The sequence below is a fragment of the Saccharopolyspora hordei genome (genome assembly GCF_013410345.1).
Lineage (GTDB): Bacteria > Actinomycetota > Actinomycetes > Mycobacteriales > Pseudonocardiaceae > Saccharopolyspora > Saccharopolyspora hordei.
The window spans coordinates 3,234,030-3,258,860 of the sequence record NZ_JACCFJ010000001.1 but is presented as its reverse complement, the minus strand read 5'-3'; the positions used below and the strand labels follow the sequence as shown (position 1 = coordinate 3,258,860).

General features: G+C 73.8%; 11 protein-coding genes. 5 read left to right on the top strand and 6 right to left on the bottom strand.

Annotation, left to right across the window (positions count from 1 at the left end):
* Nucleotides 1-33 precede the first annotated feature (33 nt).
* Together HNR68_RS14940 and HNR68_RS14935 are read right to left on the bottom strand one after the other, a co-directional pair.
* Nucleotides 34-819 (bottom strand): ABC transporter permease, encoded by a 786-nt coding sequence (locus HNR68_RS14940; protein WP_179721442.1) that lies wholly within the window; start codon nt 817-819, stop codon nt 34-36.
* Nucleotides 820-1,013: 194 nt separating this feature from the next.
* Complete coding sequence (locus HNR68_RS14935; protein ID WP_179721441.1) at nt 1,014-1,991, bottom strand: ATP-binding cassette domain-containing protein; 978 nt, start codon at nt 1,989-1,991, stop codon at nt 1,014-1,016.
* 231 nt (nt 1,992-2,222) lie between these two features.
* Here HNR68_RS14935 and HNR68_RS14930 point away from each other — a divergent pair, with 231 nt between their 5' ends.
* The 5 genes from HNR68_RS14930 (at nt 2,223) to sbnA (ending at nt 9,646) form a co-directional block, all read left to right on the top strand.
* A complete protein-coding gene (locus tag HNR68_RS14930; protein ID WP_179721438.1) occupies nt 2,223-3,206 on the top strand; it encodes a TauD/TfdA family dioxygenase in 984 nt (327 codons plus the stop codon).
* Between the two features lie 83 nt (nt 3,207-3,289).
* Complete coding sequence (locus HNR68_RS14925) at nt 3,290-6,451, top strand: non-ribosomal peptide synthetase (RefSeq protein WP_179721436.1); 3,162 nt, start codon at nt 3,290-3,292, stop codon at nt 6,449-6,451.
* A 22-nt stretch (nt 6,452-6,473) separates the two neighbouring features.
* Complete coding sequence (locus HNR68_RS14920; protein ID WP_179721435.1) at nt 6,474-7,460, top strand: TauD/TfdA family dioxygenase; 987 nt, start codon at nt 6,474-6,476, stop codon at nt 7,458-7,460.
* A gap of 28 nt (nt 7,461-7,488) precedes the next feature.
* Nucleotides 7,489-8,523 (top strand): 2,3-diaminopropionate biosynthesis protein SbnB, encoded by a 1,035-nt coding sequence (gene sbnB, locus HNR68_RS14915; protein ID WP_179721433.1) that lies wholly within the window; start codon nt 7,489-7,491, stop codon nt 8,521-8,523.
* Nucleotides 8,524-8,671: 148 nt separating this feature from the next.
* Complete coding sequence (sbnA, locus tag HNR68_RS14910; protein WP_179721431.1) at nt 8,672-9,646, top strand: 2,3-diaminopropionate biosynthesis protein SbnA; 975 nt, start codon at nt 8,672-8,674, stop codon at nt 9,644-9,646.
* Between the two features lie 232 nt (nt 9,647-9,878).
* Here sbnA and HNR68_RS14905 read toward each other — a convergent pair whose 3' ends face one another.
* The 4 genes from HNR68_RS14905 to HNR68_RS14890 form a co-directional block, all read right to left on the bottom strand.
* Nucleotides 9,879-10,088, bottom strand: a complete 210-nt coding sequence (locus HNR68_RS14905; protein ID WP_179721429.1) for an MbtH family protein — start codon at nt 10,086-10,088, stop codon at nt 9,879-9,881.
* A gap of 32 nt (nt 10,089-10,120) precedes the next feature.
* Nucleotides 10,121-13,885 (bottom strand): SDR family NAD(P)-dependent oxidoreductase, encoded by a 3,765-nt coding sequence (locus tag HNR68_RS14900; RefSeq protein WP_179721427.1) that lies wholly within the window; start codon nt 13,883-13,885, stop codon nt 10,121-10,123.
* 14 nt (nt 13,886-13,899) lie between these two features.
* Nucleotides 13,900-14,661: a thioesterase II family protein gene (locus HNR68_RS14895; RefSeq protein ID WP_179721425.1), complete on the bottom strand. Its 762-nt coding sequence runs from the start codon at nt 14,659-14,661 to the stop codon at nt 13,900-13,902.
* Nucleotides 14,662-14,770: 109 nt separating this feature from the next.
* Entirely contained in the window at nt 14,771-24,781 is a 10,011-nt protein-coding gene (locus HNR68_RS14890) for an amino acid adenylation domain-containing protein (protein ID WP_179721424.1), read from the bottom strand.
* Between the last annotated feature and the right edge of the window lie 50 nt (nt 24,782-24,831).

The following is a 24,831-nucleotide window of genomic DNA, read 5'->3' as shown; positions in this document are numbered from 1 at the left end:
TCTCAGTGCTGACAGGGCGGTCGCGCCCGTCGGTCAGGTGTAGCGCCGGTACTTCCACACCGACAGCGGGACGAAGACCAGCAGGATGCCGGCGATCCACAGGGAGGCGCCGAGCGCCGACGGCGCCACCGGGCCGCCCAGGAACAGGCCGCGGCAGGTGTCGGTGACCAGCGTCGTCGGGTTCACCTGCGCGAAGGCGCGCAGCCACCCGGGCATCGTGTCCAGCGGCACGAACATCGAGCTGCCGAACTGCAGCGGGATCGTCCAGATGAAGCCCACCGACTGCACCGTCTCCGGGCTCTTGATGGTCAGCCCGATGAACGCCGAGATCCAGCACAGCGCGAACCCGTAGGCCAGCAGCACTCCGATCGCGCCGAGCGCGGACAGCACGTCGGTCTGCACCCGGAAGCCGATGACCAGCCCGAACACGAACATGACGACCTGGCCGAGCAGCATCCGGCACATGTCCGCGGAGATGCGCGCGGACAGCACCGCGGACCGCGCGATCGGCAGCGCGCGCAGGCGGTCCATCACCCCGCGGCTGGCGTCCACGTTGAGCGTCACCCCGGTGAGCCGGGAGGCGAACGACACCGTCTGCACCATGATCCCCGGCAGCAGGTACTGCTTGTAGTCCCCGTGGTCGTCGGCGATGGCGCCGCCGAAGACGTACACGAAGATCAGCGTGAAGATCATCGGCATCAGGGTCGCGTCCAGGATCGCGCCCCGGTCGTGCACGACCTGCAGCAGGTTCCGCCGGGCGATGGCGCCGGTGTGCCGGAGCGCCGCGCGCGGACCGACCCGACCGGAGACCTCCCGCATCCGCGACGGCCTCTCCGGCGGGGGCGGCGGTGCCGCGCCGCGCGGCGGGCGCGGTCCCGGCTGCCGGTGGGCGGGCTGGGCGTGTGCCGGGGGCGGCCCGGGCCTGGGTGGCGGCGGGCCGGGACGCGGCGGCCCCGGCCGGCCGGGCGGCACCGGGGGACGGCGGGGCGGCGGGCCGCCGACGGGCGTGGCCATCAGAACACCCTCCGCAGCACGACCGTCGCGTCCGGGTCGGGTTCGCGTGGCTGGTCGGTCAGCGTCAGGAACACCTCGTCGAGGCTCGGCAGGTGCGTGTCGAGCCCGGCGATCGGCAGCCGTGACGCGGCCAGCAGCCGGACCACCCCGGTCAGCTCGGCCTCGTTGACGATCGGCACCGACACCAGCCGGTTCTCCTGGTCCACCCGGAAGTTGCGGACACGCATCGCGGACAGCCTGCGGACGAGCTCGTCCAGGTGCTCCCGCCGGGCGGTGCGGACGCGCAGCACCTGCCCGCCCACCCGGGCGCGGAGCTCACCGCTGGTGCCGGAGGCGATCACCCTTCCCCTGTCCATCACGATGATCGAGTCCGCCAACGCCTCGGCTTCCTCCATGTACTGGGTGGTGAGCAGCACCGTCGTCCCGGTCTGCACCAGGTCGCGGACGGCGTCCCACAGGTTGTTGCGGCTGCGCGGGTCCAGCCCGGTCGTCGGTTCGTCCAGGTACAGCAGCGCCGGGTCGCCGACCATGCTCGCGGCCAGGTCCAGCCGCCGGCGCATCCCGCCGGAGTACTTGCCCGCGGGCCGTTCCGCGGCCTCGACCAGGTCGAACCGCTCCAGCAGCTCGTCGACCCGCTCGCGGGCGCGCCGCCGCGGGAAGTCCAGCAGCCGGGCGATCATGTACAGGTTCTCCCGCCCCGAGATGCCTTCGTCCACCGAGGCGTACTGCCCCGTCAGGCCGATCAGCCTGCGCACCTGGTTGGCCTGCTTGACCAGGTCGTAGCCGCCGATGCGGACCCGGCCGCCGTCCGGCCGGATCAGCGTGGACAGCATCCGGACGGTGGTGGTCTTGCCCGCGCCGTTGGGGCCCAGCAGACCCAGCACGGTGCCCTCCGGGATGGTCAGGTCGACGCCGTCGACCACCCGCCGGTCGCCGAACTCCTTGACCAGCCCCTCGACCTCGACCGCCGCCGTCATGACGCCGGCTCCGCCGGTCGACGGCCGGGCCTCGGCAGCCCGTCTCGGTTCACGTCCAGCAACGACACCCCCAGGACACTGCGGTTTCCGCCGCTGGAGCGTAGCGACCCGGCTTATCGGCTCGATATCGGAAAAGGATTCGATATCGAGCCAAAACGCGGCCTGCCTAGGTTCGCTGGCGCGTCGCCGCGAAGTGCGGACCGGCGATCGTTGCCGAACCGGAGGTGGATCATGTCGATGGCAGTCCGCGCGGAGGTCCCGCCGCAGACCGCGGTGATCGAACCGCACGACGCGCGCGAGATCGAACGGGTCGCCCTCGACCTGCTCCCCGTCGCCGACGGCAAGGTCGACGACGCCGCGTGGATCGCGGCGGCCCGCGACGCGTGGGAGCACCTGCCCGTCTCGGTGCGCACCACCCTCCGGCGGTTCCGCCGCGACACCGGCACCACCGGCGCGCTCGTGGTCAGCGGGTTGCCGCTGGGCCCCGACGGGGTGCCCGACACCCCGACCCGGGACGGCTCGGTGCAGCGCACCGCCACCGTGCCCGCCGCGGTGCTCATCATGTTCGCCGCCGGCCTGGGCGACCCGGCCTCGTTCCGCCCGGAGAAGTCCGGGGCGCTCGTGCAGGACGTGGTCCCGGTGCCGGGCAAGGAGGAGTTCCAGGGCAACGCCGGTTCGGCGCTGCTGTCGTTCCACACCGAGAACGCCTTCCACCCGCACCGGCCGGACTTCGTGATGCTGTCCTGCCTGCGCTCCGACCACGAGGGCGTCGCCGGGCTGCGCACCGCGTGCATCCGGCAGGTGCTCGACCTGCTCACCCCCTCGGCGCGGGAAGCGCTGTCCAGCGCGGAGTTCGTCACCGCGCCGCCGCCGTCGTTCGGGTCCACCAGCGGCGACACCACGCCGCACGCCGCGCTGACCGGCGCGCCCGAAGACCCCGACCTGCAGATCGACTTCGCCGCGACGGAACCGCTGACCGACCGGGCCCGCGCGGCCATGGACGAGCTGCAGGAGCTCTTCGGCGAGCACGCGCACACCCACTACCTGACCCCCGGCTCGATGGCCATCGTGGACAACCGGGTCACGGTGCACGGCCGGACCGCGTTCCGGCCGCGCTACGACGGCCGCGACCGGTGGTTGCAGCGCAGCTTCTCGCTGGCCGACTTCCGCGCCTCGCGGCGGCACCGCGCGGACGACGGCTACGTCCTCGACTGACCCGCCGGCAGCCCCGGCGGAGCGGCGAACAGGCCACGCGGCGAGCGTCGACTGGCCAGTCCTGAGTGGAGGGAGAACCTCGGTTGAACCGGTCGTCCGCGCAACGGCGCGCATTCTGGTCCCGGACGCTGGAGAGCGGGGCCTGCACGCCGATCCCACCCTGGTTCCTCCCCGACGCCGACCCGCAGCCCGGCGTCGAGGTGCACGAGCGCGAGCTGCCCGGAGCGGCGCTCCGGAAGACCGCCGAGGCCCTGGGCGTGCCGGTCGGGACCGTGGTGCTGGCCGCGCACGTGAAGGTGCTGGCCGCCGTCACCGGTGAGGAGCACGTGGTCACCGGGTACCTCGCCGACTCGCCCGTGCCGTGCTCGCTGGACCTGCCCACCGGCTCGTGGCGAGACCTGGTGCACCGCGCGCGGCGCGCGGAGAACGACCTCCGCGCGCACCTGCCCGCCGAGCTGGCACAGGACCCCGCCGAGCTGTTCGACACCGTCCTCGACCTCACCGGGACCTCCGGCGAGGTCGGGGAGTTCGCGCTGCGGGTCGGGTTCGACGCCGGATCGGCCGTGCTGTCGCTGCGGTACCGCACCGACCGCCTCAGCGCGGACCAGGTGCACCGCATGAGCGGCTACTACCGGGCGGCGCTGGAGCTGATGGCCACCGACCTCGACGCCGCGCACGCCGGAGGAACGCTGCTGTCCGCCGAGGAACGCCGGTTCCAGCTCGTCGAGCTGGCCGGCCCCGAACGCGAGCTGCCCGACGCGCGGGTGCACGAGCTCGTCGAGGAGCGCGTCCGCCGCCACCCCGACGCGATCGCCGCGGTCCACCGGGACCGTGCGTGGACCTACCGGCAGCTCAACGAGCGCGCCAACCAGATCGCGCACGCGCTGCTCGACCGCGGCCTGGGCCGCGAGGACGTCGTCGCGGTGGTGACCGACCGCAACCTGGACTGGATGGCGTCCGTGCTGGGCGTGTTCAAGGCCGGGGGCTGCTACCTCCCCGTGGAGCCGGACTTCCCCGCCGAGCGGATCGCCCGGACGCTGCGCCGCAGCGAGTGCCGGTGGGTGCTGGCCGAGGCCGGCCGCACCGCCCACCTCGACCGCGCCGAGGTCACCGCCGAGGTGCTGCTGCTGAGCGACGTCGACGGCGACACCACCGACCCGCGGGTGCCGGTCGACGCCGACCAGCTCGCGTACGTCTACTTCACCTCGGGTTCCACCGGCGAGCCCAAGGGCGCGATGTGCGAGCACGCCGGCATGCTCAACCACCTCTTCGCCAAGGTCCACGACCTGGGGATCGGCGAGGGAGCCGTGGTCAGCGAGACCGCCCCGCAGTGCTTCGACATCTCGCTGTGGCAGCTGGTCAGCGCGTTGCTGGTCGGCGGACGCACCGTGCTGGTCGAGCAGGACGTCATCCTGGACGTGCAGCGGTTCGTGGACACGCTCGTCGAGCACCGCGTGCAGATCGCCCAGCTCGTGCCGTCCTACCTGGAGACCGTGCTGTCCTACCTGGAGGACTCGCCGCGGGAGCTGCCGGACCTGCGGTGCGTGTCGGTGACCGGGGAGGCGTTGAAGAAGGAGCTGACCGAGCGCTGGTTCGCCGCCTACCCGGGGGTGGCGCTCGCCAACGTCTACGGCCTCACCGAGACCTCCGACGACACCAACCACGAGGTGATGACCGCGGTCCCGGTCCGCGACCGGGTGCCGCTGGGCCCGCCGGTGCAGAACACCCACGTCTACGTCGTGGACCAGCACCTGCAGCCGGTGCCGCTCGGGGCACCGGGCGAGATCGTGCTGTCCGGGGTGTGCGTCGGCCGCGGCTACATCAACGACCCGGAGCGCACCGCCGCCGCGTTCGGCACCGACCCGCACCGGCCCGGCCGGCGGCTGTACCGGTCCGGTGACTTCGGCCGGTGGCTGCCGGAGGGCAAGGTCGAGTTCCTGGGCCGGCGTGACGCGCAGGTCAAGATCCGCGGGTTCCGCATCGAGATCGGCGAGATCGAGAACCAGCTGCTGCGCGCGCCGGGGGTGCGCGACGGCGCGGTGGTGGTGACCGAGGACGCCGCCGGCAAGCACCTGGTCGCCTTCCACACCGGCGCCGACCGGCTCTCCGCGGAGGAGTTCAAGGAGTTCCTGCGCCGCAGCCTGCCGCACTACATGGTCCCCGAGCACTTCCACCACTGCGAGGCGCTGCCGCTGACCGGCAACGGCAAGACCGACAAGAAGGCGCTGACCGCGCTCGCCGCCGAACGCACCCCGGTGACCCGGCACGTCCCGCCGCGGACGCCGACCGAACGGCACCTGGCGCAGCAGTGGGCGGAGGTGCTCGGCCTGCCGGTCGACGAGATCGGGCGGGACGCCGACTTCTTCGAGCGCGGCGGCACCTCGCTGTCGGCGGTCAAGCTGATCCTCAAGCTGGGCCGCACGATCACGCTCCGGGACGTCACCGGGTCCCCGGTGCTCGCCGACCTGGCCGCGCTCATCGACGGGCGCCGCGAGGAGCGCTCCGGGGTGCTGCAGCGGCTGGCGACCGCGGACGGTTCGCGGCACGGGCTGGTGCTCTTCCCCTACGCCGGGGGCGGCCCGGTCAACTTCCACGCGTTCGCCCAGGCGCTGCGGGCCGCGGGGATCAGCACGCACGCGGTGCAGCTGCCCGGGCACGACGTCGGCGCGGACGCGGGGTCCTTCGCCGGGCTGGAGCAGACCGTCAAGGAGGTCGTCGCCGAGATCGGCGAGCTCGGCCTGGAGACGGTCACGCTGTGGGGCCACTCCGCGGGCGCCGCGTTCGCGGTGCACGCCGCGCTGCAGCTCGAGGAGCAGGGCACCCGCGTGCACCAGGTGCTCGTCGGAGCCCGCGACCTCGACCCGGTCGAGGTGCTGCAGGCGGACGTCGCCGAGATCAGCGAGCTGTCCACCGAGGAGCTCAAGCGGCGGCTCAGCGCCCAGCCCGCGTTCCACGAGCTCGACCAGCTGCGCCCGGAGCACGCCGCCCACGTCGCCGAGGCCTACCGGCACGACGTGCGCGTCGCCGCGCAATACCTGGCCGACCTGCAGACCGCTCCCCCGGCGCGACGCCTGTCCGCGCCGCTCACCGTCGTCACCGCGCGCGACGACGCCGGACGTGTCGACCACCGGCGCTGGCACGTGGTCGCCGAGCACGTCGACCGGCACGAGATCTCCGGCGGTGGCCACTACTTCCTCGCCACGCACGCCGCCGAGGCGGTGACCGCCGTCCACCCCGTCCGTTGACCACCCTGGGAGGCAACCAGCGATGTCCGCCGCAGAACTCGACGTCCACCTCGCCGACGGAAGGCCGGCCGTCGTGCACGTCGACGGCACCCCCGAGGCCACGACGTGGGTGGCCCAGCACCGCGACCGGATCCGGTCGCTCGTCGACCAGCACGGCGCACTGCTGGTGCGCGGCCTGCACCTGGCCGACGCGGCCGCCTTCGGCCGGGTGGCGCGGGACGTGGCCGGCCCGCTGCTGCCCGAGCGCGAGGCGTTCGCCCGCCGCTGGAGCTACGAGGACGGCGTCTACTCGTCCTCGAAGTGGCCGCCGAACCAGCCGATGTGCATGCACCACGAGCTCAGCTACACGCTGACCTTCCCGGGCCTGATGGTGTTCGGCTGCCTCGGCGCGCCGGCCTCGGGCGGGGTGACCGGGGTCGCGGACGCGGCCGCGGTGCTGGAGGCGCTGCCCGCCGACCTGGTCGAGCGCTTCGAGCGGGAGGGCTGGCAGCTGGTGCGCAACTACAACGAGATGGTCGGCGTGCCGTGGCAGGAGGCCTTCGGCACCGACGACCGCGGCGAGGTGGAGCGCTACTGCCGGGACAACGCCATCGAGTTCGAGTGGGACGCCATGGACGGCCTGCGCACCAAGCAGCGCCGCTCGGCCGTCATCACCCACCCGAAGACCGGCGCGCGGGTGTGGTTCAACCAGGTCGCGTTCCTCAACGAGTGGACGATCGACCCCGAGGTGCGCGACTACCTGCTCATGGAGTTCGGCCCGGACGGCCTGCCGTTCAACAGCCGCTACGGCAGCGGCGCGCCCATCGAGGACGACGTGGTCGCGCTGCTCAACAAGGTCTACGAGGAGCACACGCGGCGGGAGCCGTGGCAGACCGGCGACCTGATGCTGGTCGACAACATCGCGCAGGCGCACAGCCGCGAACCGTACGAGGGGGCGCGCGAGGTGCTGGTCGCCATGGGCGAACCGGTCAGCCTCGCGAGCTGCTCGCCGACGGTGTCGCCGTCCTGAACCACCACGAGAACCCGAGCGGAGCACCATGTCGACATCAGCCAACGTACCGGCCTTCACCGTCATCTCCGGGGCCCAGGTGCAGAGCGCCCTCGCCGGGCGGCACGAGCAGGTCGTGGACATCGTCGAGCAGGCCTACCGGTTGCACGGCGCGGGCCGGACGGTCAACCCGCCGTCGTACTTCCTGCGCTTCCCCGACCGGCCCAGTTCCCGGATCATCGCGCTGCCCGCCTCGCTCGGCGGTGACACCGCGGTGGACGGGATCAAGTGGATCTCCAGCTTCCCGGACAACGTCGCGGCCGGCATCCCGCGCGCCTCGGCGGTGCTGGTGCTCAACGACCACGACACCGGCTACCCGTTCGCTTGCCTGGAGAGCTCGGTGATCAGCGCGACCCGCACCGCGGCCTCGGCCGCGCTGGCCGCCGACCACCTGAGCCGGGACCGGGGGCGCCCGCGCCGAATCGGGTTCATCGGCGTCGGCCTCATCGCCCGCTACATCCACGAGTACCTGCAGGGCACCGGCTGGACCTTCGACGAGATCGGGGTCCACGACCTCTCCGCCGAGCACACCGCGGGCTTCACCTCCTACCTGGAGCGGGTCGAGGACGGTCCGCGGGTCGTGGTGCACGACAGCGCTGAGTCGCTCATCCGGTCCGCCGACCTCGTGGTGTTCGCGACGGTGGCGGGCACGCCGCACGTGCACGATCCGGCGTGGTTCGAGCACGCCCCGCTGGTGCTGCACGTGTCCCTGCGCGACCTGTCCCCGGAGGTCGTCCTGTCGTCGGTGAACGTCGTCGACGACGTCGACCACTGCCTCAAGGCCGACACCTCGCCGCACCTGGCCGAGCAGCGGACCGGCAACCGGGACTTCGTGGACGGCACGATCAACGACGTGCTCGCCGGGGAGCTCAAGGTCCCCGCCGACCGGCCGGTGGTGTTCTCCCCGTTCGGCCTCGGCGTGCTCGACCTGGCGGTGGGGAAGTTCGTCTACGACCAGGTCATGGCGCACGGAGAGCCCACCGTGGTGCCCGACTTCTTCTCGGAGCTCCGCCGCTACGGATGACGGCACCGGGTGCCCGGCGGTGCGGCCCCAGCGGCCCCGCACCGCCGGGCCTCCACGCGCCCGCTGGGCGCGGCGTGCGGCTCGCACCGCCCGCGCCGCTCCACGCACCCGCAACACAGGTTCGTTCGGACAAGACGGAGACAGCTCGGTGCCCATCATCTCGCAGCCGCACGAATTCAACGAGGACGACCTCTACGTCGACCTCCGGCCCTCCGTCGGCGTCCCGCTGTACCTGAAGTGCGAGGGGTTCAACTTCGCCGGCTCGATCAAGCTCAAAGCGGCCGAGTCGATGGTCGCCGCCGCGGAGCGCTCCGGGGCGCTGCGCCCGGGCTCCATCCTGGTCGAGTCCTCGTCCGGCAACCTCGGCGTGGCGCTGAGCGTGCTCGCGGCCAGCAAGGGCTACCAGTTCGTGTGCGTGACCGACGCTCGGTGCAACCTCGCGACCAAGCAGCTGATGGAGACCCTCGGCGCCCAGGTGCACACCATCACCGAGCCCGCCGCCGAAGGCGGCTACCTCGCGGCCCGCATCGCCCACGTGCGCGAGCTCTGCGCGGACGACGACCGGTACGTGTGGCTGAACCAGTACGCCAACCAGGACAACTGGACGGCCCACTACCGCACCACCGCGCCCTCGATCGACCGGGCCTTCCCCACCCTCGACGTGCTGTTCGTGGGCGCGGGCACCACCGGCACCCTGATGGGCTGCGCCCGCTACTTCAAGCGGTTCCGCCCGGGCGTGCGCATCGTGGCGGTCGACGCGGTCGGTTCGGTCACCTTCGGCGGCCCGGCCGCGCCGCGGATGATCCCGGGCTTGGGGACCGGGGTGCGGCCGGCGCTGCTCGACGAGTCCTTCGTGGACGACGTGGTGCTGGTGGAGGAGATCGACACGGTGCGCACCTGCCACCGGCTGGCCCGCCGGGGCTTCCTGTTCGGCGGTTCCACCGGCACCGTGATCAGCGGCGCGACCCAGTGGCTGACGGCCAACGACGTGGGCCCGGACGTCACCGCGGTGACCATCGCCCCGGACCTCGGCGAGCGCTACCTCGACTCGCTCTACCAACCCAGCTGGGTCCAGCAGGTCTACCACGTCGACCCCACCGACGAGCTCGCGACCCAACGCTGACACCGCGCGAGCGGGCATCCCCTCCGGGCAACCGCGCGCCCGCGCCCGTCCGCGACGGGCCCGGACCCCGCGCGCCGGTCCCCGAGCCCCGTCGCGCGCTTCCCACCGGGACCGGACGTGCGACCCCAACGGGGATCGCGGACCCGAGGCCCTCGCATCCGGTGGACAGCAGGACGCCGGGGTCCGGGGTCCAACGCCCCGGGCCCCGGCGCATCGCCGCGGCTGGCCCCGGTCAGCCGCCCATCGCCTCGATGAGGCTCTTCGGCCGCAAGTCCGTCCAGTTCTCCTCGACGTACTGCAGGCACGCGTCCCGGGTGTCCTCGCCGTAGACCTTCGTCCAGCCCGCGGGCACCTCGACGAACGTCGGCCACAGCGAGTGCTGGCCCTCGTCGTTCACCAGGACCAGGTAGCGGCCGTCGGGGTCTTCGAACGGGTTCGTCATGTCTTGCTTCCCTCTCTGCGAAACGTGTTCGGTCAGTGCGTGCTCTCCAGGACCCGGGCCAGGCCGCCGACCGTGGGGTGGTCGTAGAGCTGGTGGACCGCGACCCGGATGGGCAGCGCTCCGTTGATCCGGGCGACCAGCTGCGCCGCGCGCAGGGAGTTGCCACCGAGTTCGAAGAACGCGTCGTCCCGGCCGACCCGGTCCCGGCCGAGCACCTCGCCCCAGATCTCGGCCAGTCGGCGCTCCAGGTCGGTCTCCGGCTCGACGTACCGGCGGCGCCCCCGCTCGGCCGCGGCCCGCGCCATCGCCAGCAGCGCGGGTTCGTCCACCTCGCCGGCGGGGTCTCGCGGGACCTCCGGGACGTGCAGGAACCGCACCGGGACGGGGCAGCGCGCCAGCACCGGTGCCGCCGCTGCGCGCAGTGCCTGCTCGTCCTGCGGCTCGCCCGCGTGGGCGACCACGACCTCCGCGCTGCGCAGGTGCTCCGGGGCGAGTTCGGAGACGATGTGCTCGTTGCGGCGGTCCAGCCCGATCAGCAGGTTCACCCGGTCCTGGCCCAGGGCGGCCAGCAGCGAGGCCAGCCCGCCGGCGTCGTCGATCGGCAGGAACCCGCGGGAGGCCGCGGCCGCCGACGGGCTGCCGCGGTTCATCCCGCTGTCGGTCCACATGCTCCACGACAGGCAGCGGACCGGACGCCCTCGCTCCCGCCCCCAGTGGTCGGCGAAGCCGTTGAGGAAGCTGTTCGCCGAGGAGTACGCGCCGAAGGAGCTGCCGCCGAACTCACCGTTGACCGAGGAGAACAGCACCAGCAGCGCGTCCGGCCGGTCCTGCAGCACCTCGGCGATGGCCATCGTCCCGTGGACCTTCGCCCGGTAGGCCTCGGCGAACTCCCGGCGCGAGGCGCGGGCGACGGTGTGCTCCTCCAGACGCTCCCACTGGTGCGAGACGTCGTTGCTGGCCAGGTGCAGGACGCCGGAGAGCGGACGGCCCCACCGCCGCTCGGCCTGCGCGACGGCGCTGTGCAGCGCGACCGCGTCACCCACGTCGAGCGAGCGGTACTCGACCTCGCCGAGGGTGCGCAGGTCGGCGAGCCGTTCGGCCTTCACCGAGCCCTCGGCGAGCGCGCTGCGGCCGACCAGCAGCAGCCGCGCCTGGTAGGTGGCCAACAGGTACTCGGCGATCTGGTGGCCGATGCCGCCGAGGCCTCCGGTGATGACGTACACGCCGCCCTGGACCAGCTCGGGCGCGGTGTCGAGGTCCAACCGGACCGGGCTCAGCTTCGGCACCAGCCGGGTGCCCGCGCGGTGCGCCACCACGTCGGCGTCCGGGGCCGCGGACAGCTCGGCCCGCACGATCTCGCCCCACTCCTCGGGAGCTCCGGCGGGCAGGTCCACCTGCCGCAGCGACCGCACCGCTCCCTCGGCGACGGCGGTGCGCACCAGTCCCGGCAGCGCCGCCTTGGGCACGTCCACCGCGTCCCCGTCGCGGACCCACAGTCCGCCGGCGGTGAGCACCAGCACGTCCGGCCGGTGCGGCACGGTGGCGAGCGTGGCGATCAGCCGGCGGACCGACTGCACACCGACGCGGAGCCCGGCGTCCAGCGACCCGCTCGGTGCCGCGGCCCAGGCGTGCACGACGGTGTCGACCGGACCGAAGTCGCGGGCCAGCACCTCGAACAGCGCGCGGTAGTGGTCGGAGTTCTCCGGGTTGATGGAGAACCGCGCGCCGTCCCGGGCGAACCGCGTGCCCGGCACCACCACCGCGGTGTGCTGGCCGAACCGCTCCTCGTGCGCGGCGTCGGCGAAGACGACGCGGACGCCGTCACCGCGCCCGGACTCGACGGCGGGCTGCTCGGTCCAGACGCGCTCGAAGAACCACTCCGAGGGCGACACCGGTTCGTCGGGCGAGTCGGCCAGGTCGCGCAGCGCGTCGTCGAACGCCCCCGCGTGCAGGTCGCTGAGCAGCTGGGAGCGCTGGATCTTGCCGCTGTTGGTCTTCGGGAACCGGTCGCGCTCGACCGGCACCACCAGGTGCGGTTGCAGCCCGATCTCCTCGGCCAGCCGGGCCTTGATCCGCGCCACCGTGGCCGCCACGTCGGGGGTGGTGGGCACGAAGAACACCACGAGCTTGTCGGTCTCGGCGCCGCCCGCCGAGTCACCGCAGGCGGCCACGAAGGTCACCTCGGTGCCCGGGACCTGCTCGACGACCGACTCGATGTCGAAGTTGAGGTAGTTCACGCCCTGCACCACGATGAGGTCGCTGTCCCGGCCGGTCAGCGTCAACCGTCCTTCGTGGACGAAGCCCAGGTCACCGCTGTTGAACCAGCCGTCGGCGGTGTAGGCCTTCCGGTTCGCCTCCGGGTTGCGGTGGTAGCCGGTCATCATGGTGCTGCCGGAGAACTGCAGGCGTCCCACGTGGTCCTCGGGCAGCGGCCGGTCCTGGTCGTCGACGATCCGCAGCCGCAGCCCCGGCAGCGGGCGGCCGACCTCGGTGAAGGTGATCACGTCCGGGGAGTCCTTCGGCTCGACCACCCGCAACCTGCCGCCCAGCGAGGCCTTCTCCACGCTGATGGTGCCCTGCGCCGGGTCGTCCCCGGACAGCGTCGAGTAGATGGTGCCCGAGGCGATCTCGGACATCCCGAAGGTGGGCAGCAGCGCGTCGGCGGGGAGCCCGAAGGGGCGCAGGAGCTCCAGGAACCGCTGGGCGGTGCGCGTCACCACGGCCTCGCCGCCGTTGCAGACGTGCCGCAGGCAGGACAGGTCCCAGTCGCGGTCGCCGATCCGCTCGGCGTTGTCGTTGAACAGCGAGAACGCGAAGTTCGGCGCCCACGTGACGCTGACACGGAACCGGTGCACCCAGTCCATCCAGGCCAGCGGGTCCGCCAGGAACGCGTCGGTCTCGACGTTGACGTGTTCGTTGCGCAGCACCACGTTGGACACGTTGTGCATGATGACGGCGCCGACGTGGTCCAGCGGGATCCAGTTCAGCGACACGTCGTGCTCGTCGAAGCCGTTGGCCGCGGCGCTGGCCAGCGTGCGCGCGATGATGCTGGCGTTGGCGTGCCGGACGCACTTCGGCACGCCCGTGCTGCCCGAGGTGAGCAGCTGCACGACGGGGTCGTCGGGTCCGGCGGCGAAGGGCTCGGGCCGCGCTCCGGGCCGGCGGAGCTCGTCGACGCTGCGCGCGGTGAGCCCCCAGTCGAGCCCGGTGAGCGCGTCGAGCAGCCCGGCGTCGGTGAGGACCACCGGGTGCTCCAGCAGCTCCCAGGCGTTGCGCAGCTTGCGCAGGCCCGCGTTCTCCCGGTCGAAGCCGAGCGGCACGCCGCACGGGGTCGGCACGAAGCCGCCCAGCACGCACGCCCAGAACGCGGTGAAGAAGGCGCGGCTGTCGGTGAACTGGAACAGCACCGAGTCACCCGGCCGCAGGCCCTCCTCCCGCAAGCCGGCGAGCAGTTCGCAGGACCCGGTGAACAGGTCCGCGTAGCTCTGGAAGCTCTCGGTGCCGTCCGCGGCGAGGTGGTGCACGCCCCGGCCGGGCGCGCGTTCGGCGGCCAGCAGCAGGGCCTCCACCAGCGTCGTCGGCGCGTCCGGGTCGTCCGGCAGCTCGCCCCCGTGCACCTCGGCGACCGGCAGGTCGTCGCCGCGGGTCTCGGCGGCCGCCCCGGGCCGGGCCTCGGTGCGCTCGGGACGCTCGGTGACCGCGGTCCGCGCTTCCCTGCGGACCGCGCCGGCGACCTCGGTGACGCCGGGCTGCGCCCGGACCACCTCGGTGAGCTCCGCGATCAACTCGTCGGACATCGAGCTGGACCTCCTCACTGCTCGTCGCTGAGCAGGACCCGCCCGATCTCCGCGGTGAGCCCGGCGGCCTGCTCGTTGAGGTAGAAGTGGCCGCCCGGGAACGTCCGGACCCGGAACGCGCCGCTCGTCTGCTTCTGCCACGGCCGCAACGCGTGCTCCGGGGCTCGGTCGTCGTCGTGGCCGCCGAAGACCGTCATCGCGGCCTCCAGCGGTGGTCCGGGCTCGTACCGGTAGCGTTCGCCGAGGGTGAAGTCCGCGCGCAGCGCGGGCAGCAGCACCCGCATCAGCTCGGGGTCGTCGGCGACCGAGCGCGGGGTGCCGCCCAGCGCACCGAGCGCGGCGAGGAACTCCGCGTCGGGGAGCTCGTGGATCGGCTCGGCCACCGGTGGTTCGTCCGGCGCGGCCTGCCCGCTGAGCAGCAGGTGCAGCGGCTGCGGACCGCCACGGCGGTGCAGCGCCCGGGCCAGTTCGAAGGCGAGCAGGGCGCCTCCGCTGTGCCCGAAGAAGGCGAACGGTCCCCGGAGGTACGGGCGCACGGTGAGCCCCAGGGTCCGCACGGCCTTCGCGAAGTCGGTCAGCGGCGGTTCGCCGATGCGGTCCTCGCGGCCGGGGAGCTGGAGCGCGATCAGCTCGACCTCGGGAGGGAGCAGGTCCGGCCAGTCGGCGAACGCGGCCGCGCCGGCACCGGCGTGGGGGAAGCAGAACAACCGGACCCGGTGGTCGGAGCGCCGTGCGCGCCGCACGAACGGCGACTCGACGGTGAAGGAGTCGAGCATGCCCCGAAAACTAGGCGCCGGCCTTATCGCCGCGATATCGAGCGCCTTCCGCCCGCACGCGTGCGGCAGGGCCCCGGTCCCGCGGAGCCGGGGCCCTGCCGCACCGCCGCTACTCGGCGTCCAGGTGCCGGGCGAGCAGCTGGGCGAGCGTCGCCAGCGGACCCGGGTCCAGCATCTCGTCGTGGGTGCAGTCCAGGCGTTCGGTCCGCACCCGGCCGGTGACGTGGGGCGCCCACTCGGCGCTGAGGTCCGGGTTCGACCGGGAGGTCACCAGCAGGACGTCACCGTCGAACAACGCCGGGCGGTGTCCGGCCGCGAGGCGGATGGCGTTGACGATCGCATCCACTGTGGACGGAACGCGCTCGGCGGGGAGCGCGCTGAGCGCCCCGTCGCGCAGCGCCGCGGCGATCCGGGCGCGCTGGTCGTCGGCGGTTCCGCGGTCGGCGTCCCCGACGACGTCGTCGAAGAGCCGCGCCAGCACCTCCCGCTCGTCCAGGCCGACGTCCGCCGTCGAGGAGTCCAGCAGCGCCACCAGGCCCACCCGCTCACCGCGCGACTGGAGCTCGACGGCCACCGCGTGCGCGATGTTGCCGCCCAGCGAGTAGCCGAGCAGGTGGTACGGGCCCTGCGGGCGCGCCTTCTGCACCTGGTCGGCGTAGTCCGAGGCGAGCTCGCCGAGGGTGCGCGGCAGTGCGCTGCCGTCCGCGCCGCGCAGCTGCAGGCCGTAGAGCGGCATCCCGGTGTGCCGCAGCAGCCCCGAGTAGCACCAGGACAGGCCCGTGGCGGGGTGGACGCAGAACAGCGGGGCGCCCTCGCCCCCACGCAGTTCGAGCAGCACGTCGAAGCCGTCGCCGTCGCCGTCGAGGTGCTCGGCGAGCTCGGCCACCGTGGGCGAGCGGAACACCGACTGCACGCCCAGGTCCGCGCCGAGCACCTCGCGGATCCGGCCCACCAGCCGGGTGGCCAGCAGCGAATGCCCGCCCAGGTCGAAGAAGCCGTCGTCGATGCCCACCTGCTCGACCCCGAGCACCTCGCCGAACAGCTCGCAGAGCACCTCCTCCCGCGGCGACCGCGGCGTCCGGCCGCCGTCGACCGCGACGGACGGGCGGGGCAGCCGGGCGTGGTCGAGCTTGCCGTTGCGGGTCAACGGGATCTCGTCCACCACCACGACGGCCGACGGCACCATGTACTCGGGCAGCGCCTGGCGGACGTGCAGCCGCAGGTCCGACGGCGCGGCGGAGGAGACGACGTAGCCGACGAGGCGCCGGTCGCCGGGCCGGTCCTCGCGCACCACCACCCGGGCCTGCTCGACGTCCGGGTGCGCGGCCAGCACCGCCTCGACCTCGCCCGGTTCGATCCGGAAGCCCCGCACCTTGACCTGGTCGTCGGCCCGACCCAGGTACTCCAGCTGCCCGTCCGCGCGCCACCGGGCCAGGTCACCGGTCCGGTACAGCCGGCCGCCGGGCGGGCCGAACGGGTCGGCGACGAAGCGCTCCGCGGTGAGCCCCGGCCGGCCGCGGTACCCCAGCGCGACGCCGGGGCCGGCGACGTACAGCTCACCGGTGACCCCGGTGGGCACCGGTCGCAGGTGCGCGTCGAGGACGCGGACCGCGACTCCCCGCAGCGGGCGGCCGATGGGCACCGGGTGGTCCTCGGCCGTGGCGTGCGCCCAGGTGACGTCGACGGTCGCCTCGGTCGGCCCGTAGGCGTTGATCATGGTCCGGTCGCGGCCGAAGGCCTCGAGCAGCTCCACCGGGCAGGGTTCGGCGCCGGTGATGAGGCAGCGCAGGTGCGGCAGCGGCACCCGCGGCACCGTGGCGAGCACCGACGGCGGGATGAGCAGGTGGGTGATCCGCGCACGGTCCAGCTCGGCGGCCAGTTCCGCGCCGGTCGTGGTGCGCGGCGGGACCACCAGGCAGGCGCCGGAGAGCAGCGCCATGCACAGCTCGGCCACCGACACGTCGAAGGCCGGCGACACGAACTGGTACACCCGGCTGTCCTCGCGCACCCCGTAGCCGCGGACCTGGTTGTCCGCCAGGGTGGCGAACCCGGCGTGGGAGACCACCACGCCCTTGGGCCGTCCGGTCGAGCCCGAGGTGTGGATGACGTACGCCGGGGAGGTGGGCAGCAGCGGGGCGCTGCGGTCGGCGTCGGTCGGGTCCTCGACCGGCTGGTCCGCGAAGCCCGGACCGGCGAGGTAGCGGTCCAGCAGCAGCGGTGTCCCGGGCACCCGCACCTGCGAGGTGGACACCACGAGGGTGGCCTCGGCCAGCAGCCGGTCGGTCCGCTCGCCGAGGTGGTCGACGTCCACCGGCTGGTAGGCCGCGCCGGTCTTGAGGACGGCGACGATCGCCAGCACCAGCTCACCGGACTTCGGCAACGCCAGCGCGACCACGTCACCGGGTCCGACGCCCAGCGAGATGAGGTGGTGGGCGAACCGGTTGGCGCGCTCGTTGAGCTCGACGTAGGTCCACGCGCCGCCGTCGAACTCCACGGCGGTGCGGTCCGGTGTCCGGGCCACCTGCCGCTCGAACAGCTCGGGGAAGGTCGGCTGGTCCCACGGCTGCGCGGGCAGCACCGCGTCCCTCGACCGCTCCTCGTCGGTCAGCAAGTCCACCGTGGACAGTCGACGGCCCGGGTCCGCGACGACCTGGCGCAGCAGCGCGGTGAACCGGTCCGCGATCGACCGCGCGGTGGCCTCGTCGAACAGGTCCGTGCGGTAGGAGACCACGCCGTCGATGCCGGCGGGCGCGCCGTCGGCAGCGCGGGCCTCCCGCAGGCTCAGCGCGAGGTCGACCTTCGCCGCGCCCGCCCCGGCGCCCTCGACCTCGACGCGCAGGCCGGGCCACTCCAGCCCCTCGCCCGCCTCGTCGCCCTGCAGCGCGAACGCGACCTGGAACAGCGGCTGGTGCGCCAGCGACCGGGGCGGGTTGACCGCCTCCACCACGCGCTCGAACGGCACGTCCTGGTGGGCGTAGGCGGCCAGGTCCGCCTGCTTGACCCGGGCGAGGAGCTCGGTGAAGCCCGGGTCGCCCGCGGTGTCGGTCCGCAGCACCAGGGTGTTGACGAAGAACCCGACCAGCTCCTCGAGCTCCGGTTCACCGCGACCGCTCACCGCGGTGCCGATCGGGACGTCCTCCCCCGCGCCGAGCTTGGTCAGCAGCGCCGCCAGCGCCGCGTGCAGGACCATGAACGGCGTGGCGTCGTGCGCCGCGGCGAGCCGGGTGACCGCGTCGTGGGTCGCCGCGTCGACGGTGAACTCCACAGCGTCCCCGCGGTAGCTCGCGACGGCCGGGCGGGGCCGGTCGGTGGGCAGCTCGATCCGCTCCGGGACGTCGGCCAGCGCCTCGCGCCAGAACGCCAGCTGCCGCCCGGCCGCCGACTGCGGGTCCTCGTCGTCGCCGAGGACCCGCTGCTGCCACAGGGCGAAGTCGGCGTACTGCACGGGCAGCGGGGACCACTGTGGAGCGTGCCCGGCCAGCCGCGCGGCGTAGGCGGTGGCGAGGTCGCGCACGAGCGGGCCCTGCGACCCGCCGTCCGCGACGATGTGGTGCAGCAGCACCAGCACCACGTGCTCGCCCGGTCCGCCGGTGGCGACCGACACCCGAATCGGGGGCTCGTGCGCCAGGTCGAAGCAGTGGCGCGCCGCCGCCTCCAGGTCGTCGACCTCGTGGACGACCACCGGAGCCGGGTCGTGGACCCGCTGCTGCGGCGTGCCGTCGACGGTCGGGAACGTGGTGCGCAGGCTCTCGTGCCGGGCGACGACGTCGGTGACCGCCGCGGCGAGCGCCTCGCGGTCCAGGTCACCGGACATCCGCAGCAGCAGCGGGACGTTGTAGGTCGGGCTCGGCCCCTCCAGCTGGTGCAGGAACCACAGCCTGCGCTGGGCGAACGACAGCGGGACGCGGTCCGGCCGCGGCACCGGTGCGAGCCGCGCGCGCTCCGGCTCGGCGGCGCCGAGCGCGTCGGCCAAGCCCGCCACCGTGGGCGACTCGAACAACTGGCGGATCCCCACCTCCACGCCGAGTTCCGCGCGGACCCGGCTGATCAGCCGGGTGGCCAGCAGGGAGTGCCCGCCGAGCTCGAAGAACCCGTCGTCGATGCCCACCTGCTCCACCCCGAGCACCTCGGCGAACAGCGCGCACAGCCGCTCCTCGCGCACGTCGCGCGGGCGGCGCCCGCCGGCGTCACCGGAGAACTCCGGCGCGGGCAGCGCCGCGCGGTCCAGCTTGCGGTTGGCGGTGAGCGGCAGCTCGGGCAGCAGCACGACCGCGACCGGCACCATGTACTCCGGCAGCCGGTCGGCGGCGTGCTCGCGCAGCGCTGCCGGGTCGCAGTCACCGTCCGGCACGACGTAGGCGACGAGGCGCTTGTCGCCGGGGGTGTCCTCGCGCACGACCACCGCGGCCTGCCGCACGTGCTCGTGCTGGTTGAGCACGCTCTCGATCTCACCGAGCTCGATCCGGAACCCGCGGACCTTGACCTGGTCGTCGACCCGCGCGACGAACTCCAGCAGCCCGTCGGCGTTCCAGCGGGCGATGTCGCCGGAGCGGTAGAAGCGGGACCCGGGCGGGCCGTAGGGGTTGGCCACGAACTTCGTCGACGTCAGCCCCGGCCGGTTCAGGTAGCCGCGGGTCACCAGGTCACCGGCGATGTAGAGCTCCCCCGCCACCCCGATCGGGGCCGGGCGCAGCGCGGCGTCCAGCACGTACATCTGGGTGTTCCAGACCGGCCGCCCGATGGTGACCACCCCGCTGGGCACCGGGTCCCCGGGCTCGATGCGGTACTCGGTGCAGCCCACGGTGGTCTCGGTCGGCCCGTACTCGTTGACCACGGTCGCCCCCGGGTGGCGGGCCCGCCACTGCTCCAGCACCTCCCCCATCAGCGACTCGCCGCCGAGCACCAGCTGCTGGGTCGGCGAGCACTCCGGGGGCAGCGTCAACAGCACCGGCAGGTGGCTGGGCGTGGCCTTGACGAAGGTGGGCTGCTCGGTGATCCGCGCGGACTCGTCCAGCTCCACCAGCTGCGCGCAGCCGCCGGTGGTCAGCGGCGCGAACAGGCCGGTGACGGTGAGGTCGAACGACACCGGCGAGTGCACCAGCGCACGGCCCGCGACGGCCGGGTACGCCGAGCGGGCCCACGCCAGGTAGAGGTTGAGCGAGTCGTGCTGGACCACGACGCCCTTGGGACGGCCGGTGGAACCCGAGGTGTAGATGACGAACGCGGCGCTGCGGGGGTCCAGTTCCCGCACCGGGTCCGAGTCGTCCACCGAGGACAGGTCGAGCACGTCGAGCAGCAGGCACTGAGCGCTGGTCGGCAGCCTCTCGGCGCAGCTGCGGTCGGTCAGCGTCAGCACCGGGCGGACGTCGTCGAGCACGAACTCGAGGCGCTCCGCCGGGTGCGACGGGTCGAGCGGCAGGTACGCGCCGCCGGTCTTGAGCACCGCGAGCAGGGCGACCACCAGGTCGACCGAGCGGGGCAGCGCGATGCCGACGAACCGCTCCGGGCCCACGCCCTGCGCGCGGAGCAGGTGGGCCAGCCGGTTGGCCCGGCGGTTGAGCTCGGCGTAGTCCAGGACGGTGTCGCCGAACGCGACGGCGGGCGCGTGCGGGGTGCGGCGGACCTGCTGCTCGACCAGCTCCGGCAGGGTCGCCGCAGGCACCTCGCGCCGCGTCTGGTTCCAGCCGTGCACCAGGGCGTGCCGCTCGTCGGCGGGCAGCACGTCGAGGTCGCCGATCCGGGTGCTCGGGTCGTGCGCCACCGCGTCCAGGACGCGGAGCAACCGGGCCGCGATCGCCTCGGCGGTGCGCCGGTCGAACAGGTCGGTGGCGTACTCGAGCACGCCCTGCAGCCCGGCCGGCTCACCGTCGGGGCCACAGGACTCCTCGACGTGGAAGGTCAGGTCGACCTTCGCCACGTCGGTGCTGCTGCGCTCGCGCTGCGCGGTGAGCCCGGCCAGCGCGAACTCCGCGCCGTCGTCGCGGTGGAAGTCGAGCATGACCTGGAACAGCGGGTGCCGGGACATCGACCGCTCCGGGTTGACCACCTCCACCAGCCGCTCGAACGGCACGTCCTGGTGCGCGTACGCCGCGAGGTCGGTCCGCCGGACGCGGTCCAGCAGCTCCACGAAGCTCGGGTCGCCCGAGGTGTCGGTGCGCAGCACCAGGGTGTTGACGAAGAACCCGACCAGCTCGTCGAGGGCCTCGTCCGCGCGACCGCTCACCGAGGTGCCCAGCGGGATGTCCGTCCCGGCGCCCAGCCGGGTCAGCAGCGCCGCGATCGCCCCCTGGACGACCATGAACACGCTGGCGTGGTGCTCCCGGGCGATCCGGGACAGTGCGCGGTGCGCGGCGGCGTCGAGCTCGAACTCCACGCCGTCGCCGCGGTTGCTGGCGACCGCCGGGCGGGGCCGGTCGGTCGGCAGCTCCAGCTCGGCCGGGACGCCGTCGAGCTGGTCCCGCCAGAACGCGAGCTGCTGCGCCACCAGGCTCTGCGGGTCGTCCTCGCGCCCGAGCAGGTCGCGCTGCCACAGCGCGTAGTCGGCGTACTGCACCGGCAGCGCCGACCAGCTCGGGCGGCGCCCTTCGCACCGGGCGGCGTAGGCGGTGGCGAGGTCGCGCGCCAGCAGTCCGCCGGACCGGCCGTCGCTGGCGATGTGGTGCAGCAGCACCAGCAGCACGTGCTCGTCCGGGCCCAGCACGAACAGGCTCACCCGCAGGGGCGGTTCGGTGGCCAGGTCGAACGGTTCCCGCACCGCCTCGGCCAGCTGGGCGTCGAGGTCGCCGGCCCCGTGCACGCGCAGCACCGGGCGGTGGTCCACCACCTGCTGGCGCGGTGTCCCGCCGACCTCGGGGAAGACGGTGCGCAGGCTCTCGTGCCGGTCCACCACGTCACCGACCGCGGCCTCCAGGGCAGCCCGGTCCAGCGGACCGGACAGCCGGAACGTCATCGGCACGTTGTAGGTGGCGCTCGGCCCTTCGAGCTGCTGGAGGAACCACAGCCGCTGCTGGGCGAAGGACAGCGGGACGCCACCGTCGCGCGGCACCGGCCGCACCGGTGGGCGCGCGTCGGCCGCGCCGTCCAGCCGGGCCGCCAGGCCGGCGGGGGTCGGTGCTTCGAAGACCGCGCGCACCGACAGCTCCACCTCGAAGGCCGTCCGGATCCGGCTCACCAGCCGGGTGGCCAGGAGCGAGTGCCCACCGAGCTCGAAGAAGCTGTCGTCGGCGGCCACCCGCGGCACGCCGAGCACGTCGGCGAACAGCCCGCAGAGGACCTCCTCGCGCGGCGTCCGCGGCGCCCGGCCGCGCGGGTCCTCGTCCGGCGCGGGCAGCGCCTTGCGGTCGACCTTGCCGCTGGTGGTCAGCGGCAGCGCGTCCAGCTCGACGAACGAGGTCGGCACCATGTGGTCGGGCAGGCGGCGCCGCAGGTGCTCGCGCACCGCGCCGGCCGGGCCGACGACGTAGGCGGTCAGCCGTTCCCGGCCGCGCTCGCCGCGCACCACGACGGCGACCTGGCGGCAGTCCGGGTGCTCCCGGGCCACCGCCTCGACCTCGCCCGGCTCGATCCGCACCCCGCGCACCTTGACCTGGTCGTCGACCCGGCCGGCGAACTCCAGCACCCCGTCGTCGCGCCGGCGGGCGAGGTCGCCGGAGCGGTACATCCGGCTGCCGGGCGGGCCGAACGGGTTGGCCACGAAGCGCTCCGCGGTCAGCGCGGCGCGCCGGTGGTAGGCGTCGGCGAGCTGCGTGCCGGCCAGGTACAGCTCACCGACCGCGCCGACGGGGACCGGCCGCAGCGCCGCGTCCAGCACGTACAGCTGGGCGCCCGGGACCGGGCGGCCGATCGGCGCGGGGTCCTGCGGCTCGTCGTCGCAGTCGAACTCGGTGACGTCGATGGTCGCTTCGGTCGGGCCGTACAGGTGGTGCAACCGGGCCGGCAGGGTCTGCCGGACCTGGTGCTGGAGGTCGGCGGGCAGCGACTCGCCGCCGGTGAAGACCCGCCGCAGCGACGTGCACTCGGCCGCTCCCGGGGTCTCCACGAACATCCGCAGCACCGGGGGGACGAAGTGGACGGTCGTCACCCGCCGCTCGCGGATCACCGACACCAGGTGGTCGACGTCGCGGTGCCCGCCGTCGGCGGCGAGCACGATCGTGGCGCCCTCGACCAGCGGCCAGAAGAACTCCCACACCGACACGTCGAACCCGGCCGGGGTCTTCTGCAGGACCCGGTCGGTGGGGTCGAGCCGGTACGCGCGCTGCATGCCGGCCAACCGGTGCAGCACCGCGCTCCGGGGCACCACGACGCCCTTCGGGCGCCCGGTCGACCCGGAGGTGTAGAGCACGTACATCGGATCCGCGCCCGTGGCCCGGTCCGCGTCTCCCGCGGGGATCGGGTCCCCCGTTCCCCCCGGCGTCGCGTTCCCGGCCCCCTCCGGCACCGGGGGCAGCCGGTCGACGCGCAGCGCACCGGGGACCGGGAGGTCGACGTCGCCGGTGGTGAGCACCAGGTCGGGGGCGGCGTCGCGGAGGACGTGCGCGATGCGCTCGGCCGGGTGGTCCGGCTCGACGGGGACGTAGGCGGCGCCGGACTTGACCACCGCGAGCAGCGCGGTGACCAGGTCGAGCGAGCGGGGCACCGCCACGGCGACCAGGCTGCCCCGCCCGACGCCCGCGGCGACGAGGTGCCGCACGAGTCGGTCGACCCGCTCCGACAGGGCGCGGTAGCTGGTCTCGCCGCCGGCGTGCACGACCGCCGGGTGGTCCGGGGCCTGCCGGACCCGTTGCTCGAACCGCTCGACGAGGTCCGGACCGTCGGGGGCGGCTTCGTGGTCGTTGAACTCGTGCAAAAGCCGGTGCCGGGTGTCGGCCGACAGCAGCTCGATCCGTCCCAACGGCTGGTGCGGGTCCCGCTCGACGGCGTCCAGGAACCGGCGCAGGCGCTGCAGCAGCTCGTCGGCGTCGAACTCCTCCGGCCGGTGGTCGAGCCGGAACCGCAGCGTCTCGTCCGACTTCGCCACGACCAACCCGAGCGGGTAGTGCGTCGCTCCCCCGCCGTCCACGCCGGTGATGCGCGGTTCGGACCGGTCCGCGTCGGCCAGCGAGTCCAGCGGGTAGTTCTCGAACACCAGCAGCGTGTCGAACAACGGGCCGCCCCCGGCGATCCGCTGCACCTCGGCGAGGCTCACGTGCTGGTGGGACAGCAGGGCGGACTGCTCGTCCTGGAGGCGCACGAGGGTGTCCAGCACCGAGGCCGCCGGGTCCAGCCGGACCCGCACCGGCAGCGTGTTGATGAACAGGCCGATCATCGTCTCCACGCCGGGGAGCTCCGGCGGGCGCCCGGACACCGTCGCGCCGAACACCACGTCCTGCCGCCCGGTCAGCTGCCCCAGCACGACCGCCCACGCGCCCTGCACCAGGGTGTTGACCGTCAGGCCGTGCCGCCGGCACAGCGCCTCCACGTCCGCGGCGGGCAGCTCCAGCCACGCCCGTTCCGGCAGCCGCGGCCGCCGGCCGGGCGCGGCGACCAAGGTCGGCTCGGTGAGCCCGTCCAGCGCCCGCCGCCAGACCCGCTCGGACTCCGCCGGGTCCTGTTCGGACACCCAGCGCAGGTACTCCCGGTACGGCGTGACCGGCGGCAGGTCCTCCCCGCGGTAGAGCGCGAACAGCTCGTCGATGAGCAGCGGCGCCGACCAGCCGTCCAGCAGCAGGTGGTGGTTGGTGATCACCAGCCGGCTCGTCCGGTCCGGCGACCGCACCAGGGTGCACCGCAGCAACGGCGGGGTGCGCACGTCGAAGCGGCGCACCCGGTCGGCCGCCAGGAACCGCGGCAGCTCGGCCGCGGTCAGGTCGACGACCTCCCAGGCCGGCTCGACGTCGCGCACCACGTACTGGATCGGCTGACCGTCCTTGCGCTGCCGGAACCCGACCCGGAGGTTGGCGTGCCGCGCCAGCACCCCCCGCAGCGCCGCGCGCAGGCGTTCCGGGTCGACCTCCCCGGCCAGCTCCAGCACGAGCTGGGTGTTGTACACCTCGTCGGCGTCGGCGTCGCGGAGGGCGTGGAACCACAGCCCTTCCTGCAACGGCGACAGCGGCAGCACGTCCTCCAGCCGCGACCGGCTCATCGATGCTCCAATCCCGTGCCCCCGGCCGCAGCCGCGGGGAGTGTTCCCGC

What these genes read in the sequence shown, in the direction of transcription:
- HNR68_RS14940 (WP_179721442.1), bottom strand. Translation starts at nt 819, where the DNA reads ATGCGGGAGGTCTCCGGTCGGGTCGGTCCGCGCGCGGCGCTCCGGCAC.
- HNR68_RS14935 (WP_179721441.1), bottom strand. Translation starts at nt 1,991, where the DNA reads ATGACGGCGGCGGTCGAGGTCGAGGGGCTGGTCAAGGAGTTCGGCGAC.
- HNR68_RS14930 (WP_179721438.1), top strand. Translation starts at nt 2,223, where the DNA reads ATGTCGATGGCAGTCCGCGCGGAGGTCCCGCCGCAGACCGCGGTGATC.
- HNR68_RS14920 (WP_179721435.1), top strand. Translation starts at nt 6,474, where the DNA reads ATGTCCGCCGCAGAACTCGACGTCCACCTCGCCGACGGAAGGCCGGCC.
- sbnB (WP_179721433.1), top strand. Translation starts at nt 7,489, where the DNA reads ATGTCGACATCAGCCAACGTACCGGCCTTCACCGTCATCTCCGGGGCC.
- HNR68_RS14905 (WP_179721429.1), bottom strand. Translation starts at nt 10,088, where the DNA reads ATGACGAACCCGTTCGAAGACCCCGACGGCCGCTACCTGGTCCTGGTG.
- HNR68_RS14900 (WP_179721427.1), bottom strand. Translation starts at nt 13,885, where the DNA reads ATGTCCGACGAGTTGATCGCGGAGCTCACCGAGGTGGTCCGGGCGCAG.
- HNR68_RS14895 (WP_179721425.1), bottom strand. Translation starts at nt 14,661, where the DNA reads ATGCTCGACTCCTTCACCGTCGAGTCGCCGTTCGTGCGGCGCGCACGG.
- HNR68_RS14890 (WP_179721424.1), bottom strand. Translation starts at nt 24,781, where the DNA reads ATGAGCCGGTCGCGGCTGGAGGACGTGCTGCCGCTGTCGCCGTTGCAG.